The organism is Ensifer sp. R1-3, from assembly GCF_056739175.1.
In genome coordinates, this window is the sequence record NZ_CP096518.1 from 13,596 (window position 1) to 30,322 (window position 16,727).

The 16,727-nt window shown below is 61.3% G+C and carries 13 protein-coding genes; 1 reads left to right on the plus strand and 12 read right to left on the minus strand.

What is annotated here, in order from left to right; all coding sequences use genetic code 11:
• Window positions 1-201 precede the first annotated feature (201 nt).
• From M1D43_RS30740 to M1D43_RS30795, 12 genes are all read right to left on the minus strand, one after another.
• Window positions 202-606: a type II toxin-antitoxin system VapC family toxin gene (locus tag M1D43_RS30740; RefSeq protein WP_498814957.1), complete on the minus strand. Its 405-nt coding sequence runs from the start codon at window positions 604-606 to the stop codon at window positions 202-204.
• On the minus strand, window positions 606-851 hold the full coding sequence (locus M1D43_RS30745; protein WP_334141890.1) for a type II toxin-antitoxin system VapB family antitoxin: 246 nt from the start codon (window positions 849-851) through the stop codon (window positions 606-608). Before M1D43_RS30745 ends, M1D43_RS30740 begins: the two co-directional genes overlap by 1 nt.
• Window positions 852-977: 126 nt before the next feature.
• Window positions 978-1,565, minus strand: a complete 588-nt coding sequence (locus M1D43_RS30750; protein WP_498814959.1) for a hypothetical protein — start codon at window positions 1,563-1,565, stop codon at window positions 978-980.
• A 501-nt stretch (window positions 1,566-2,066) separates the two neighbouring features.
• Window positions 2,067-2,342, minus strand: coding sequence for a hypothetical protein (locus M1D43_RS30755; RefSeq protein ID WP_498814961.1), 276 nt, complete (start codon window positions 2,340-2,342; stop codon window positions 2,067-2,069).
• A 3-nt stretch (window positions 2,343-2,345) separates the two neighbouring features.
• Window positions 2,346-2,690: a hypothetical protein gene (locus M1D43_RS30760; protein WP_498814963.1), complete on the minus strand. Its 345-nt coding sequence runs from the start codon at window positions 2,688-2,690 to the stop codon at window positions 2,346-2,348.
• Window positions 2,690-3,571: a DUF7007 domain-containing protein gene (locus M1D43_RS30765; RefSeq protein ID WP_498814964.1), complete on the minus strand. Its 882-nt coding sequence runs from the start codon at window positions 3,569-3,571 to the stop codon at window positions 2,690-2,692. Before M1D43_RS30765 ends, M1D43_RS30760 begins: the two co-directional genes overlap by 1 nt.
• The gene (locus M1D43_RS30770) at window positions 3,568-4,044 is read right to left on the minus strand and encodes a UCP036055 family protein (protein ID WP_498814966.1); all 477 of its coding nucleotides are present in this window, start codon (window positions 4,042-4,044) and stop codon (window positions 3,568-3,570) included. The genes M1D43_RS30765 and M1D43_RS30770 overlap by 4 nt, the downstream gene beginning before the upstream one ends.
• A 94-nt stretch (window positions 4,045-4,138) precedes the next feature.
• A complete protein-coding gene (locus tag M1D43_RS30775; protein WP_498814968.1) occupies window positions 4,139-5,890 on the minus strand; it encodes a ParB N-terminal domain-containing protein in 1,752 nt (583 codons plus the stop codon).
• A 515-nt stretch (window positions 5,891-6,405) separates the two neighbouring features.
• Window positions 6,406-11,505, minus strand: a complete 5,100-nt coding sequence (locus tag M1D43_RS30780; protein ID WP_498814969.1) for a helicase-like domain-containing protein — start codon at window positions 11,503-11,505, stop codon at window positions 6,406-6,408.
• A gap of 120 nt (window positions 11,506-11,625) precedes the next feature.
• Entirely contained in the window at window positions 11,626-12,027 is a 402-nt protein-coding gene (locus M1D43_RS30785; protein WP_163928124.1) for a DUF3085 domain-containing protein, read from the minus strand.
• A 10-nt stretch (window positions 12,028-12,037) separates the two neighbouring features.
• Window positions 12,038-12,643 (minus strand): DUF1419 domain-containing protein, encoded by a 606-nt coding sequence (locus M1D43_RS30790; protein ID WP_498814971.1) that lies wholly within the window; start codon window positions 12,641-12,643, stop codon window positions 12,038-12,040.
• Between the two features lie 381 nt (window positions 12,644-13,024).
• Window positions 13,025-14,092: a cupin domain-containing protein gene (locus tag M1D43_RS30795; protein WP_498814973.1), complete on the minus strand. Its 1,068-nt coding sequence runs from the start codon at window positions 14,090-14,092 to the stop codon at window positions 13,025-13,027.
• Between the two features lie 183 nt (window positions 14,093-14,275).
• On the opposite strand from M1D43_RS30795, the gene M1D43_RS30800 reads away from it, so the two are divergent.
• A complete protein-coding gene (locus tag M1D43_RS30800) occupies window positions 14,276-16,639 on the plus strand; it encodes a beta-glucosidase (RefSeq protein WP_498814974.1) in 2,364 nt (787 codons plus the stop codon).
• The last annotated feature ends 88 nt before the right edge of the window (window positions 16,640-16,727 follow it).

Here is a 16,727-nt window from a genome sequence, read left to right on the forward strand (position 1 = left end):
ATCCTCCGGCTCCAGGAGGTCGCGCCAATCGCGACCCCGTCACGGCGGTCCAAAGGGCGGAGCGGAAAGGGGCGAGGGCACCGGCGGGCCGGAACGGCAAGTGGAGGACGGCGAAGCCGTTGCCCGAACGCCACGCTCCGCCAGGACCAAAGCCGGACGGGGTTGCGAGGGGTCGGTCTCGGCGTTACCGCTTCCGCGGGTTCAAGGAATGGTCTCGAGGTCGGTCGACCTGAATTCGTCCGCCGTGGCGAGGATCGGCACGCCATGGAATTTGGCGCAGGCATAATGCAGGCAATCGCCAAGGTTGAGACCATGACGGCCGCTGCGATAGCGGTGCGCAGCGACAAGGGCGAGCCGCGTCGTCTCGGACGCGGGCGGAAGATCACGGACCTCTATTCCCCGCGCTTCGAGAAATTCCATCACTATCGCTTCGACCCCGGGGACCGGCAGATTGAACTTGTCGGGCCGTGCGAGGCCGAGGACGGTTTCGAGAATGGCGACCGGAGATGTGAACGGATGTCTGGCAGAGGCAACGGCGTTCGAGACGCGCGAGCCTTCCGGCTCATCAGAGAGAAGCGCGATGATCGCGCAGGCATCGACGAACATCAGGCGTCATCCCACATTTCGTCGAAGGCTTCACGGGGAAGGGGCTTGCGGGCGTCGTCACTCATCGCAACCCCATGCTTTTCCCGCAGGCGGGCAGCTGTCTGCAAAGGCGTCTCAGCGCGATTGCGACGCTCGATCGCCTCCCGCATGGCGATGACGATGGCGTCGGTAATGCCGACGCCAGCCATTTCGGCGAACTTGCGCGTCAGTGCGTCCGCTTCCGGATTGTTGACGTTAATCGGCATGAGCCGTCTCCATGTAGATAATTCTTGAAAGTAATGTAGATCATTGTGCGGCCTTTTCCAAGGCCGTCGGCACGCTTGCTTCTCGTCATTGAATGGGGCGGGGCCGGAGCCCCGCCGGGAAAGCGCTCAGTCGAAGGCCGACATCTGTGCTTCGGCCGCCTTGCGATCGAGGGAGTGACCCGGGTTTTCGATGGGGCGATCGAAGGGCTTCCAGGTCTCGCCGACGATTTGCTTGTAGGCTGCAACGGCGCCCTCCGCGGCCATCCTGAGCGCGTGCGCCTGGACGCCCATGTCGGCAGCGAACTCGCGCTTGCGCTGGGCGGCACTATCGTAGCCGACCGGGCCGTCGAGGTCCTCGTCGCGGCTGTCGTTGGCGGCCTTCGCGGTGGCATCGCGTGCCTCGGTAACGGCGCGGCTGTAGAACTGGCCGGCACCGTGGGCGGAACCGACGAAGGCGCCGACGATCCGCTGCAGATGGATCTGCATGGCCTTTTCGCCGAGGCCGTCGCTCAGAGCATCGGCCGTCTCGGAGATGAGCCGCTCATGGAGGTCGCGAATGCCGTCGCTGTCGACGATCGCGGTTCCGAAGCTCTCGGCGATCTTGAGCGCCTGGGCGCTGTCGGGGCATGTGAGTCGGACCATTTCGAGGGTTGCGCCTTTGCGCAGGGCCACGACGCGGGCGGATTGACGAGAGGAGGTTGCGGGCTTTGCCATGATGTTTTCCTTTCCAATCTCGAAGCGGCTCCGGCTCCGTGCCGGTTTGCCCTTCGGTGCGGTCGCCCCGAACCGGCGGAAGACGGACGGTTCAAGGTCCGAAGACGACAGGCAGAGCGGAGCCGGTTTGCGGGCAAGCAGGGCATACTGCCCTCGCGAAGCCCCGCGAGCCTGCTCCGTAAATGGCGGCGGCTTCCGGCCGCCCCGCGGCGCGGAACGCGGCCTTGAAGCGAACGGCCGCTGGTTCAGACCGCAGAAAACCGAAGGGCAAACCGGCACGGGGCCGGTCCAACCTGGTGCTGAAAGGAAGATGGCTGCCGGGGACGCTACACGTCGTCACTTCCCGAACCCGCCTCAGGCTCAGCTGTCGCGATGACTGTGTCGACTGAAGGTTTCGGCGCGCCCAGACGATATGATTGCAGCCAGGTTGGACCGTGTGTGTTCCGCAGACCGCGGAGGATCCCGCCATCGTCATAGGGGGCGCCCCCATCCAGGCATTGTTCAGGATGCTCTTTCAGCGACGCCCGAGTCTGACAGCGCGGCTTCCTGTTCAGCGGTCAAGGGAGGAAGGCGCTCGCGTTTCGGAAAACAGCGGCGCTTGCCTGGGGAACAGTTAGCCAGATCCCCCTTCGCTGCGATCATTCGTCTGAGCTCCGCCACGCCAGCATCGAGGCACGCCTGTCCATCAAGGTGATGGAACTGCTGCCAGAACGCCGTGCGCTCCTCAGGCGACGGCCCAATGCCGGCTTTCCGTTCGAGGTCTCCGATCGTTCCCATGCGCTAGACCTCCGCTTGTGACGGAGCCGCGTCGCGAACAGGTTCGAGTCGTTTGCGAAAGGCAGCTATCGCAGCATCCTGCCGGGCTAACTTTCGTGTCAGTGCATCAACCTCGGGCTGACGCTCGGCCACCAGGGCGGCGAGATTATTGCGATAGCGTTCGAGGAAGGAACCGGTATCCGGCGCTTTCCCCCGCCGATATCCAGTTTGCCGTCGCGCGAGCTGCGGCAGGATCGATGTTATCCGGCGCGAGATCTGGCGATCGATAAGTTCCAACTGGCGCTGCGTCTGCCGCCGCGCTTCTTCCATACGCGCCAGTTGAACATGGGGGATTGCCGTTGCAGCCATCACGCAACCCTCCCTTGCGGACCCACAAAACTGGACGGGCCGTCATAGGGAATGTGACGGTCAGGATCGATAACGAAGCCGAAACGGCCACGCGTGACGTATTCGGCGCGGGGCACGAGAAAGCGCATTTCCTCGGCCGGCCCATCGCGCCGGCCGCCGCGTGTGGCTACCACCTCCGTCATGTCGGTATCGTAGCTCGAATGGATCGCGGAGATCACGATCCAGTCGCAGGCATGCTTGCGCTCGAAGGCTTCCCGGTCCTTTGTCCAGGATTGGCCGGGCGCGAGTTCGCGGCCATGGATCGCCTCCCAGGCTGACGGCCAGCTGTTGCGGATCGTCTCGCCCGCACATTCGCGCTCGTAGGAGGTGAACAATGCCGGGAAGGTGAGGGCGACAATCGCCCATTCCGCGTCTTCCTCATACCACGGCGCGGACTTTCGCAGCATTGGAGGGATGCAGGCATTCCGCTCGGCGGACAAATGAAACCCGCCGTGACCGGCCGTCATGTGGGAGATGATCCCCTCCGCATAGATGGTCGCGAGCTGCGACGGGCCCCACGGCGTACTCGCCACCATACGGGTCTGAATCCGCCCGAGCGCGGATAGTTCACGCTTGTGTTGCGCAGTTTCGAACACACGCGCGCGAAACGCTGCCTCGTCTTCGAGGCGACCTTCGTGACTGTAGAAGTCGGTGCGCGACAGCTCTGACAGCGGACGGGCGAGGCGCAAGGCGCTTGCGAGGACGCTGGCTCCATCGCGCGCCGGCACCATAGCGAGGAGGGAATCGGCGATCCTGGCGATCGGAAAGCCATCAGCGCTGACGCCGAATTCCACCGTCGAGTCCGTCGGAACCGCGTCGAATTGAAGATCGGGCGTCCTCATGCCGCAGCCCTCCCTTCGACGTGAGCAGCCGCAACCTCGTCGGCGGTCACCTCTTCGAGGACAGCGTTTAGGTAGCCATGCTCTTCCAGCCAGGCCGCCGCCGCCTCGCGATTATCGGCGAGATGGACGAGCTCCGCGTTCGGACCGCCTCCATCGAAGACGCGGACCGAGCCAAGTGCTGGGCGCTCGAGAACCTTGAAGGTCAGGTTGGAATCGAGACCAAAGGTTCGGTGAATGCGCATGACAATGGTATTCTTACCGCCGAAATCCGCCTCATGCAGCGTGAAATATCCCGGCGAGGCGTGGTTGCCGGATTGGCGCGGGCCTTCCTTGCGGATCAGGCGGCCGCTGCTGTTGCGGGTCTGCCAGGCCGCGAGCTTCTTCTTGAAACGCTCTGGCGGGCGGGGCGAGCCGTCGGACCAGGCGACGATAGCGCCGATCGGGGCGAGTTCGTAGATGAGGGACGCAGACATAAGACATCTCCTTGGATTCTGCGGTTCATGGAAACGAAGCCGCCGCCGGTGATGGCCGGCGGCGGTGTGTCGATCGGATGAGAAGGGAGGGCGGCTATTCGGCCGCAATTCCGTAGGCGGTTTCGTCCTCGTCGAGCGCGCCGTCATCGGCTTTCAGATCGTTGACGTCGAGATCGGCCCTATCGCCGGCAGCGCTGCCGTCGGCGAGCTCGCCTTCCAGGTCATCCGTGGATTTTCCGGAGGTGACAACGTCCTCCTCTTCGACGAACTCGCCCTGCTTGATCAGTTCGGCAATATCCTTCGGATCGGGCGCGAACAGGGCTGCCGAATGGACGAAATGCCCCTCCCTGAAGTGCTCCACTAGGGCGGCGCGGGTCTCGCGGACCTTGGGGCGCGGGAGAACAGAGGTGCCCTTGCACGACGCCTCGAGCGCCTGCCGCGACAGGCAAAGCAGGAAGTCCTCCGTGCCCATGTTCGGGAGGTATCCATCCGCGCCGATAGCATCGCCAGCGATGCGCGAAACGATCCCGCTGTTCGACATGCCGCGGCGGCAAGACAGCACCTCGACCAGCATCGAGCGGACGGCCACCCGCAACGTGTCGATGTCGAAAGAGAGCTTGCCGTCGGCGTCGATCAACCGAACCGCGTGACGAGCAAACCGCTTCGTCCCGAAGACGGTGTCGTTTGCCCCGGAGTCGACCCGGACATTCATGCCGGCAAAGGCAAGCACGAGGAGTGCCAGCAGAGTGTCGTCCTCGATCGGCGCGCGGGCGAGCGCCTCGTGCAGCGCATCGGTCCGGAAGTCGCCGATCATGTCGTGCCCCTTTTGCGTGACGTCCGGGCGCGGCTTCGGCGCGTCGATCACATCCTCGCCAGCGGTAGCACCACCTTCAACGACCGCTCCCTTGCCCGCGGTCTTCCTCTCCTCCGGCATCCGGTAATGGACGGTCTGAACCTTGCCGTTCCGATCCAGATACATTGCGGTGTGGTCGCCCTTGCTTGGCTTGCCGTAGACGCGACTTGCCTTCTGCGGCAGCTTCACGTCGCCCCATTGTGTGACTTCTGCAATCATGCCCTTCTTGGGCAGATTGTTCGTCATCCACTCCTGCTGGGCGCCGAGATAAGCTTCAACGTTGGTGGTGTAACGGCTGTCCTCGTCGGCAGGAGCGAACAGATCCTCGACCCATTCGATGCCGTAGGCTTCCCTGAGATCGTCGCCAAAGCTCGCATCCTTGGCATACATGCGGGTCTTGCTCAGCGCGTTGGCGATCTGCCACCACTGGGCCAGCTGGCCCTTCTTCGGCTTCTGCGCCTTCCAGACTTCCTTCTGCTCATCGAGGTGGGCCGCCGCGATCGTGCGCAGCTGCTGCTCGTTCGGCATGTCGCCCTTGGCCATGTGGTCGAGCATCGCTGGCAGGACGTTGGCGAGCAGGCGAAGCTTGCGGATTTGCCGCACCGGCAATGCCAAAGCGATCGCAATCGCCTCCTCGGTCCAACCGAGTGCAACGAGGCGCTCGATGCCGCGCCATTGGTCGACCGGATTGAGCGGTTCACGCGCAATGTTTTCGATCATCGAACGCATCGCGCCATTGTCGTTGGCCGCCTCGACGACGATAACATCGATTTCCTCGATGCCGGCGGCGATCGCCATGCGGGTGCGCCGGTGACCGGCTTCGATGACATAGCCGTTGCCGCCGGCTTCGGCGAAAATGACGGGCGGCTGGATGATGCCGACGGCCTTGATGGTCGCAAGCAGCAGCGCGTCGGCCTGGGGCGTCGACTTCGACTGGCGCGTATTGTCGGGATTGTCCTTCAGCGCACGCGGATCGACCTTCATGAGTTGCATGGGAGTGTTCCTTTCCGGGGGATGCGGACCTGGCCCTCTGCCGGTCCTTCCTGTCTTCATTTTTTCCTGAAGACATCTCCCGGACCGCAAAGCGGCCCGACCAGCGCAACTGCGGTCGAGCAGCCCTGCCGCGAAGGACAAGCGGGGCTAACAGCCCTGCGAAGGACGAGTGGCCGGGATGCGGAGGCGGCGGTTGAGCGACAGCGGCGGCGGGAGGACCGATCTGCGACCGGTTTTCCTTCCCTTTCCCCTTCTCCCTTTCCCAACTTCTTCTGATAAGCGCTCTGCTACAGAGTTCGCAATCTGGTCGCGAGGGAACAAAAAAATGGGCCGTCGGAAAAACCGAGGCCCATGAAGTGTGAAGGTCAAAAACCTCCAGAGGGGAACAGCTGTTGCGGCGGCACTGGGAGGAGACCGCCATGTGCATCAGCTGTGTGCACTATGATCATTTTTTGATCAGATGGAAAACATCTATTGTGCAATGCACCTATGCGCATGCTGCACTGCTTCCAAGATCAAGCTGATTGCCTGGCAGAGGTACCTGCCTCGCGCGCCTCGGCTGCGAGTTTCGCCTCAACGTCCCGGAGCTGGCGACGCTTTTCGCCCAGTTCCCCGGCAAAGGCGAATTCGCCACCTTGACGGGACTGATAGGAAGCAAGGCGCCGGCGCGCCTCCTCCAGCCGCTGGCGATAGCGTTCCCGCTCCCCGTCGAAGTCGTCGAGCGCGTGCTCAAGGCGGGAGACCGCGCCGAGCGGCGTCACCGTGACAGCGAGATCGATCTCGTAATCCGCGCCCGTGCGCTGAAGCATGGTCGTGTAGCGATAGCCGTCAGACCTGCCGAACCGCTCGCCATCATAGACGAGATCGAAGCCACCAATGGAGACGATGACGATCTCACCCTCCTGTTGAAGCTGGACGAGGGTAAGGATTTCCTTCATCAGCGCGCGGCCGGCTTCCTTTCGCTCGTCGTATGAAACGCCCGTGACGGTCATCGTGAAGGCATCTCCCGCAGTCGGAACCAGCCGTTGGATATCCTTGCCGATGTCGCCGATGCGCCGGATCGACACCTCGATGTCGCGTTCGGCGTCCCGGACCTGCCGGCGCACTGCGAACAGGTCGTCTTCATGGGCGGCGCGTAGCCGCTCGAGACGAGCGATATCGGCTTCGAGACCAGCCTTCTGCATCAGGCGCTCGTCGCCCGAGGCAATCGCTTTGGCCATGGCGAACTGGTTGGCCTGGCCTTCACCCAAGTCGTCCAGCCGGCGGATCGAGGTGTCGCCGGAAAGGGCCGCGGCGATGAAGCGGGCCTTGCGCTCGTTGTTCTGCCACATGGAGGCATCAAGTGACCCTTGCGTGGCGTAGGCGAAGATGTCGACGACATCGTGCTGATTGCCCTGCCGGACGATGCGGCCCTCGCGCTGCTCGATCTGTGACGGCAGCCACGGCACATCAAGGTGATGCAGCGCCTTCAATCTGAGCTGGGCGTTGACGCCGGTGCCCATCATTTCCGAGGAGCCGATCAGGAAGCGAACCTTGCCCGAACGGACGTCACCGAACAGTCGCTGCTTTGCCTCGGTCTTCTTGAAGTCCTGTATATAGGCGATTTGCGACGCGGGTACGCCCAGTCGGATCAATTCGTCACGGATCCAGCGGTAAGCAGAGAAACCGCGTGTCTTCTCGACATTGATGGTGCCTAGATCGGAGAAGATCATCTGCGCGGCACCAGAAAGGTCATAAGGCTTGCCGTCCCGACGGACATAGATGTTTTCGCTCGTTTCCGTCCAGATGCGAAAGGCGTTCTCGATGAGGAGGTTGAGCTTGTTGTCTGGCTCATTATCGTTTGCCGGAATGACCAGGCGCAGATCGATCGCCGCGTGGCGGCCGTCGGTGATGACGGACAGTAGGATATCGTCACCGGGCTGGGCTGGCCCCTCCCGCATCTCGATTGCCTTGATGCGGCTGTCGAGGATCTGCTGATAGAGTTTGAAGGCCGGCGTCGGCTTGGCCGTGAGAATTTGCCGCCGGCCGGTCGAGAGGTCCGGAACCTTCACATATTGTTTCAGGTCCTCCGGCAACACCACATCGGCAAAACTGCGGAACAGGGCGATCAGCTCCGGCACGTTGACGAAGCTCGCAAACCGGCTGACCGGCTTGTATTTGCCGGACGGCTGGATTTCGAGTTCGGTCGTCGTGTCGCCGAAGGTCGAGGCCCAGGCGTCGAATTCGTGAAGCCCGCGTTCGCGGAGCGCCTCGTGGCCGAGCAGTCGCTGGATCGAGAACATCTCACCGAGCGTGTTGGTGATTGGCGTGCCGGAGGCCAGCACGAGCGCGCGGCCGGGATTCTTGGTCTCGATATAGCGGGACTTGACATAGAGGTCCCAGGCCCTCTGCGATCCGTTCGGGTCGATGCCTTTCAGTGTCGACATATTCGTCGCGAAGGAAAGCTTGCGGAATTCCTGCGCCTCGTCGATGATGATCTGGTCGACGCCGATTTCCGAGATCGTGAGAAGGTCGTCCTTGCGGGTTGAGAGCGCTTCCAACCGCTCTTGCAAACCTTCCTTCAGGCGCTCGAGCCGCTTGCGCGACACCCGATCCTCGCTGTCCACCTTGGTCAGAAGATCCTCGTAGAGCTCCAGCTCGTCCTGGATCATTTGGCTCTCGAACGCCGACGGCACAGCGATGAACCTAAAGGCCGAATGGGTGATGATAACAGCATCCCAGGTGGCCGTGGCGGCTCGCGACAGGAAACGTGCCCGCTTGTCCTTGGTAAAATTCGTCTCGTCGGCGACGAGGATACGCGCGTTCGGATAGAGGGCGAGGAACTCGCGCGCGGCCTGTGCGAGGCAATGGCCCGGCACGACCAGCATAGCCTTGGCGATCAGGCCGAGACGGCGCTGCTCCATGATTGCGGCGGCCATCGTCATCGTCTTGCCGGCGCCGACGGCGTGAGCGAGATAGGTCGAGCCGGAGGAGATTATCCTCCAGATTCCGCGCTTCTGGTGCGCGTAAAGCTGGAAGGCACCGCTGGCGCCGGGCAATTGCAGGTGCGAGCCGTCGAACTTTCGCGGCGCGATATTGTTAAACCGGTCATTGTAGACTCGCGCCAGCCGGTCGGTCCGATCAGGATCGGTCCAGACCCAGCGCTGAAATGCCTCTTTGATCTTCTGGAGCTTGTCGCGGGCTGCTTCGGTATCGACGACGTTCAGAACGCGGCGTTCACCCCCAACATCCCTATACACGTCGAATATCTGCGGAACCCGACTGTTCAGCGCATCGGCCAGCAGTTCGCCGGCGTGACGGCGGCTTGTGCCCCACTCGGAGGTGCCGGTGGCGCTATAGCCAAACTGGCGTGCCTCGACGGTCCATGACCCGAGTTCCGGCATATGGTGGATCCGGATGTCGGCGCCCATCGTTTCCTTGACGAAGGCGACAACATCGGAGGCCGGAATCCAGGGTGCACCGAGGCGGGCGGTGATATCCGACGGCCGGAGGTCGGCCGGCTGGACGTCCTGCAACGCGCGGACATTGTGCTCAAAAGCCGGATCGAGAGCAGCGGCCGCTTCGGCGACTATCAGCTTCGTGCGGACCGGGCCGGAGAGATAGGCGTCAGAGGTCTGCCAGGAGCCATCGGCGGGATTGCGGAAGATGGCGTCACCGAGTTCGCCGATCACAGCGTCGGGGTCGCGATGTAGCAGCTCGGCAATATGCTCGGGATCGACGCGGCCACGCTCGTTGAGAACGACGGCGAGCGCGTCGGCTGCCGAGGTTATGACGGGTGGTGCCGGAGGAGAGATGACCCGCTCGGAGAAGATCGGACCGGGCTTTGCCGTATCGGTTTCGAGGTCGTAGTCCTCGATCGAGGCCACCAGCCAGCAATCCGGGTCGTCCAGGAACGGCTGGAGATTGGACCGGCGATGGGTTTCGCGGACCTCGCCGCTTTCCTCATCGTCCGAGATCGAAACCGTCGTATGGTTGATCGGCCCGAAGTCGCGCACGAAACTCGACCAGGCGATGCGCAGCCGAACCTGCAGATCCCGCCACGGTCGGTCCAGCTCCTGCGCTTTGAGAACCTCGCGCACGGCGTCGCGGATCGGAATCAGCTTCTTGATGATCCGGACATGCTTTTCGGACAGGCCGTCGCCTGATCGGCCTTTCCGCACCGAAACCGCGAGCGGCACTCCGTCGATCATTTGCATGAGGCCGTGGCGGTTATTGATGAAGAAGCTGCCCTCGCGGACCTTGTCGTTGCCGGAGCGGAGATCGACGATCTCGCCCAGTTCCTCTTCCAGATCGATGTCGATCTGCGTCGGCTCGCCGTCATACAGATCCTCCGGAAGAAGAGCGATCACGGCCTTCAGTGCCGTTTCGAGATCTTCACCGGCGCGTGGCCGGCACGTATAGGTCTCGCCGAACGGACCAGACGTTAGGGCGTGCTCGCCGAGCACGAGATGCGGGTGCCGCGCGAACCAGCGGTTCACTCGGATTGCACCGTCGTCGGATGTGGCCGGGCGCACCTCCTCCAGATCGAGCCACGACAGCTCGCCCTCCGGCTCGGCGATCCGGCGCTTGCGGAAGAACAGGATGTCCACCACTACATCCGTGCCGGCATCTGCCCGGAAGCTGCCCTCGGGCAGGCGGACGGCGGCGATCAGATCGGCGGATCTGGCGATATGCTCGCGGGCCGTCGCGTCCGCCTTGTCCATCGTGCCCGAACTCGTGACGAAAGCGGCGAGTGCGCCAGGCTTCAAGAGATCGATCGACCGGGCGATGAAATAGTCGTGCAGCCGCAGACCAAGCGGACGGTACTGCCGGTCCGACCGAACCGTGCGATCGGAGAAGGGCGGGTTGCCGATGGCGAGATCATAGATCGCGTTGAGATCGGTGCGCGCGAAGTCGGCGTTGATGACGCGCGCCTTCGGCTGAAGCAGCCGGGCAATCCGTGCCGTCACCGGATCGAGTTCGATTCCGGTAACATGGCTGGTATCCCTGAGAGCTGTTGGTATCAGCGCCGGAAACAGCCCCGTGCCGATCCCTGGCTCCAGAACACGTCCGCCACGCCAGCCGAGACGCTGAAGGGCCGCCCAGATTGCGCGGACGATGAACTCGGGGGTGAAATGGGCATACTGGGTGCAGCGCGCGAGCGAAGCATAGTCGGCATCGGTGACGGCGCTTTCCAGCGAACTGCCGAGGTCGTCCCAGCCTTCCCGGAAGTCGACTTCGCCTAGACGCCGGAACATGCCGTTTGCGAGTTCCGATGCGCCAAAACCGATGAAGCGGATCAGCCTCGCCTGCTCGTCACGGGTGGCGGGTCGATCCTGCTTTTCGATTTCGGTGGCAGTCAGGATGGCCGCAAGATTTGCCTTCGCCCGCTCCTTCCAGGTCGCGGCCAAGCCGCGGTCGTCGCCGTCGTTGAGATAGAAGTTGGTTCGCTCGCCTTGTCTCCGCGCCGCCGGCCGCTTCGCAGCTGGCAGAGGCAATGCCGGCGTGGGGGAGGGCGGCGGCGGATCGGGATCGTCGTCATTGGCGGCGAAACCGCCAAACGCGGTGACGCCGAGGCCAAGACCGGACGACAATGCGCTGCTGCCTATATCGAGGGTGAAGGGATCCTGGGACATGAAAGCTCCTTTTCGAGGATGTGCGCCATCGCCCACGGGACAGGTCCCGCGGCTGCGAAGGCGGATGAAAATGAGGTGAGGAAATTTGGACCTGGTTCGTCCGGCGGCAGCGATCGCGAGCTACGAGCGCGTGATTACGGAGAGCTGCATTGTTTCCGTCGCAAACTCCGCCCGCAGATGCGTGGCTTCCGGGTTTGTGGAAAGCATGGCTTCCAGGCTCTCAGCGTCGATGAAGACGATGCCGTCGTCTCCCCCGAAATACCGGCGCTTGTAGTGCCAGTAGTCCGGATTGGTCTTCGGATCGCACTCGTCGGCATAGACCGCGAGTGCCCTTTGGCCCTCTGCCAATTTTCCGTTGGAAAGCACATAGACGCCTTCATCGCCGACGATCCACAGGCCGTGCCGTTCGTCCTTATCCGGGAGCAGTCCATAGTGAGGATTGCGGAACCCGCCATTGGCTGCCGCGTCGGTGCGTCCGCGCGCGATCACCGCACGAACGTCGACCACGCTAAAAGTGAACATGGCGTCCTCCTCACGCGGCGATCGGGGAGGGAAGGTGGCGAAGATGCACCGGCAGCTTCACAGCGATCTCCCCGTCGGTGAGTTCCTCGAGCAGCTTCAGGAAAGTGCCCTCGTTGCCGCCATAGAGCACGACGGTGCGCTTGCCGCGAGCGGACTGCGGCCACTTGTCTCCGGCATAGCCGCGGTAATCGTCGGCAGTCGTGCTCCAGATATGCTCGAGCCGCTCTTGCCGCGTCATGGACCGGACCGGACGGCTTTCGCGCTCGATGATGGCGACGCGCATCGTTTCGACGGATGCCTTGTCGGAAAGATCGCAATAGCCATGGAAATATCGAATGGTCGCGTCGATCCTGAGCGCAAAGAACACGGATGTCACCGAGCCGGTCATGTATTCGCGCATCGCAAACATCGACCCTCGGATCCACAATGGCGGCAGGATCTCGAACATGTAATCATACTCGGTCTCGCCGATCTCGAACCATTCGCCTGCGTAGAATGGTGCGGCATCACCATCCCAACGGTTTGGGCGCTGCGCGTGGCGATCGAACATGCGGAACATCTGCTGGCGGCTTGCGACGCCCTGAAAAACCTTGGCGGTTGCGGGAGAGGCGATCATCTATGGCTCCTTCGGAGGTTCGCGGACCGAAGTGGGGCGCCGTCCTCGCGACCTCGCCATGCCCTTCAGTCCTTCCTGACCCCTCCCGAGCCGCCGACATCGCGACCGGCCGGGTCAAGGGCCGGCTCCGCCGGGCGAAGCCTCCCTTGACGCGGGCGGTGCGAATGCGGCACGCCTCTTTCCCTTCTTTTCTTTCTTTCCTTTCTTTCCTTTCTTTCCGTTTTTCCATTTCCCTGATCTTTAGGGTCTCGTTCCAGTCCTCCTCGGGCGGGCGCAGCCGCGTCCAGTCGCAACCAGCGTCTTCAGCAAGCGCCCGCAATCGCTCGGCAAACAGATCGCCTTGCGTTGATGAAGGGGAAGTGAACGATTAGGAGGCACACGTTACCTGCGCCAATTCGACGGAAAGGCATGGAAGCCCGAAACGGCGACGTTTTTATTATGTCGGACCGACATGCCAAATGTCATTTCAGAAGCCGACGGCAGATAACTCAAATAACCTAGCAAATTCTCGATTGCGGAATGTTGAATATCCTCGGGAAGCATATCCGCAGTGTCCCGCGTCACGCCCTGTTCGCGGAACTTCGCCGGACTGCAGCCGAAGCGTTGCCGGAATCGGTTGTAAAAAAGGGAAGGATTGCCGATACCGCGCCCATCCATGATGTCGAAAACCGTGTTGTCGGTGGTCAACAAATCCTCCATGACAGTGTCGAGTTTCAGATTCTGGGAATAGTCGCGGAAGCTGACACCAGTGTGAGCTCGAAAAAGCCGGGAGAGATGGGCGAGCGATATCCCTTCGACCTCAGCAAGCTGGCTCAGGCTCGGCGCTCGGTGGGCGCGTGCGAGGCTGTCCATAATTCTGAGGATACGCTCGCGGCCATCACGGCGGTTTTGCCCGGCGTTCCGATCGAGCGGCGTCCAGGGCACTGATTGATGGATTGCACACGCGAGCGCCGTTGCCATCGAAAGATGAATAGCCGCTTCTGTGGGCTTTTCCGTGTCGATGAGAACCATGCGCGCAACGAAGGCCTTTATAGTGCGGCTGATCTTGTCGAAGGACTTACCGTGAAGGAAGCTCCGGCAATGATAGAGTCGCTTCGAGATTTCCGTTAGCCCCATGCGTTCATAGTGATCAAGGTCCAGATGGACACCGCAAACAATTGTGTCGGCCGATAGAGATACCGAATTGTGTGCCTCGTGTGCATTGATGATCATGAGATCACCCTCGCGCATTATACAGAGCTGACCTTCGACGACGATTTTGGCGCTGCCCTTGAGCGTGATCAGGATCTCCATTTCCCTGTGCCAGTGGAACGGGATTTCCCGCGAGCCATGGAGGAAGACCTTCGTTTTCGAGACGCCATCGAGATTGATGTGCTGGAGTCCGTGATTGGACGGCGAACTCGGTTCGGCAGCGGGAGTGAATTTGACCTTACTGAATCGCTGCGACACTGGCTCACTCGCTAGAAATATCAAATAGAGACGTTCCGATCATCAAAATTCACTTCTAGCACCTCCTTTCTGGCTTCGATAGAGTGGATCACATCACAGGCTCGCCTAACCGGAGATCAAATCTGAGTGCTCGGTTAGGGGTAAGCCCATCTATTGAATAGCCCTGGAAGGACTTGCGGAAGCATGTGGGACGTTACGGACGCAGAACTGCAATCCATCGTTGCCGAAATGACCGTTGCCGAAAAAGTTGACCTACTTTCGGGAAACGGTCTCTGGAAATCGGCTCCGAACTATCGTCTCAACGTGCCGGAATTCGTGATGACGGACGGAACTTATGGGGTTCGTTATCAACCCGATCTGATCGACGGAGTACATGACGATCGAGCGAACCTCGAACAATTTCTCGCTGTTGTGAACCGTCGTACCGAGCATACGATCGAAGGCGATTTCAGTGGAACGAGTCCGGCGACCTGCTTTCCGAACGGCTCTTCATTCGCATGCTCGTGGGACGTGGATCTCGCCCTCCAGCTCGGAACGGCATTGGCAGCCGAATGTCAGGCGCTCGGTGTGAATTTGCTGTTGGGACCGGGCATTAACATCAGACGAATGCCACTCGGCGGTCGCGGCTACGAATATTATTCCGAAGATCCGGTACTGACGGGCGACATTGCCGCGGGCGTCATCTTAGGACTTCAGGGCAGCGGTGTCGGCGCTTCGCTGAAACATTTCGCCTGCAACAATTCCGAGGTTCAGCGAACCACGATGAGTTCGGACGTCGACGAAAGGGCGCTACGGGAGATCTACCTCGCAGGATTTGAGCGTGCTATCCGCAAAAGCAACCCTTGGACGGTGATGAGCTCCTATAACCGGCTCAACGGTGTTCAAGCGGCGGAAAACCGATGGCTGCTGACGACAGTGCTGCGCGATGAATGGCAGTATGATGGTGTCGTTGTGTCCGATTGGCATGGTATCAAAGATCGCGCGGCGGCCGCCAATGCCGGCAACGATCTCGACATGCCGGCTAGCAAGAGTCGGAAAAAGCAACTGCTCGCGGCTGTAGAAAATGGCACCGTCCCACTTGCCACGATTGATCAGTCCTGCTTGCGGATGCTGCAGCTCGTGCGGCGCGTGAAGGCCGGAGAACGACGCGACGCGACATGCGATCTTAGCGAAAATCATACGCTCGCACGTCAGATGGCTGCCGAGTCAATCGTCTTGCTCAAGAATGAGAGCAACCTACTTCCACTGAAAATGGTGACCGGCCGTATCGTGGTGATTGGCGACACGGCCATCGATCCTATCTTCCAGGGCTGGGGCTGCGCTACGACACACCCTAGCATGGTGGACATTCCGCTTGAGGAAATCAGGACTTTTGCAGAGCCGGGCGTCGAAATCCAACATTTTCCGCTAAGCGGCGAGGATAGGCTCAAATTCGCCGATGCGGCTATCGCAGGCGCAGCATCAGCCGACGTCGTGCTGTTTTTCGCAAACACGGAAAACGGCTATGACGGAGAAGGATCGGATCGTATTCATCTCGGCCTGGCTGATGGGCAAGACGCGCTTATCGCAAGGATCGCTGCAGTCAATCCGCGCACGATCGTCATTGTCGCATCTCCTGATGCAGTGGAAATGCCTTGGCTGGCCGAGGTACCAAGCGTTCTTGCGACTTTCTTTGCGGGGCAAGGAATGGGGCATGCGGTTGCATCAATCCTCTTCGGCCGGACCAACCCGTCGGGCAAGCTTACGGTCACTTTTCCGAAGCGATTGCAGGATGTGCCTGCCTATCTCCACTATCCAGGAGAGAATGATCGCCACGCGTATTCCGAAGGCATCTATGTGGGTTATCGCTACTATGATCGTCGCGAACTGAGCCCGCTCTTCCCCTTCGGATTTGGATTGAGCTTCACCGAATTTTGCTATTCCGATCTTGAGCTCGACCGTGACGCGCTGAAAGACGGCGAAGCGCTGACAGTGACCTTCTCGGTCACCAACATTGGCCAGACGGCCGGCAAGGAGATCTGCCAGCTTTACGGACGGCCGGTGAAGACGCGCCTTCATCGGCCCGTGCGTGAACTGAAGGGTTTCGCGAAGGTTGAATTGAACCCTGGCGAGACGAAGCGGGTCAGCATTAAGATCGAGGCGCGGGACATGCGTTATTTTGATCCCGAACTAGGTCAATGGCTGACAGACCCCGGTGCCTACGGGATCGATGTGGGTGCGTCTTCGCGCGACGTCCGATTGAGCGCCGACATCACATGCGATACGCCCCAATTGGCTCCTCGCCGCTTAACGCTGGAAACTCAGCCATTTCTGCTGTTCGAGACCCCTGTAGGTCGTGAAAAATTGGCGACCTTCTTTCGCGACCGCCTGAGTCTCGATGATGTCGGAGCCGACCGGCTTGTCGACTACTGCAGCGAGTCCTTTGTCGGAATTCACAGCACGATTGAATGGTTCGCGGGTGAGACCATCGCTGCAAGCGAAGTCCAGGCGGTCATCGACGACATCAACGAGGCCAATGGATGGACATCGACACGAGATGCTGCCTGACCCTTCCGGAGACAAGGTCGCCGCGCATGTCGACCAAAAGCCGAAGATGCAGGCGTCGCTTCGCTTAGCGAGGCCATCGTTGCATTCG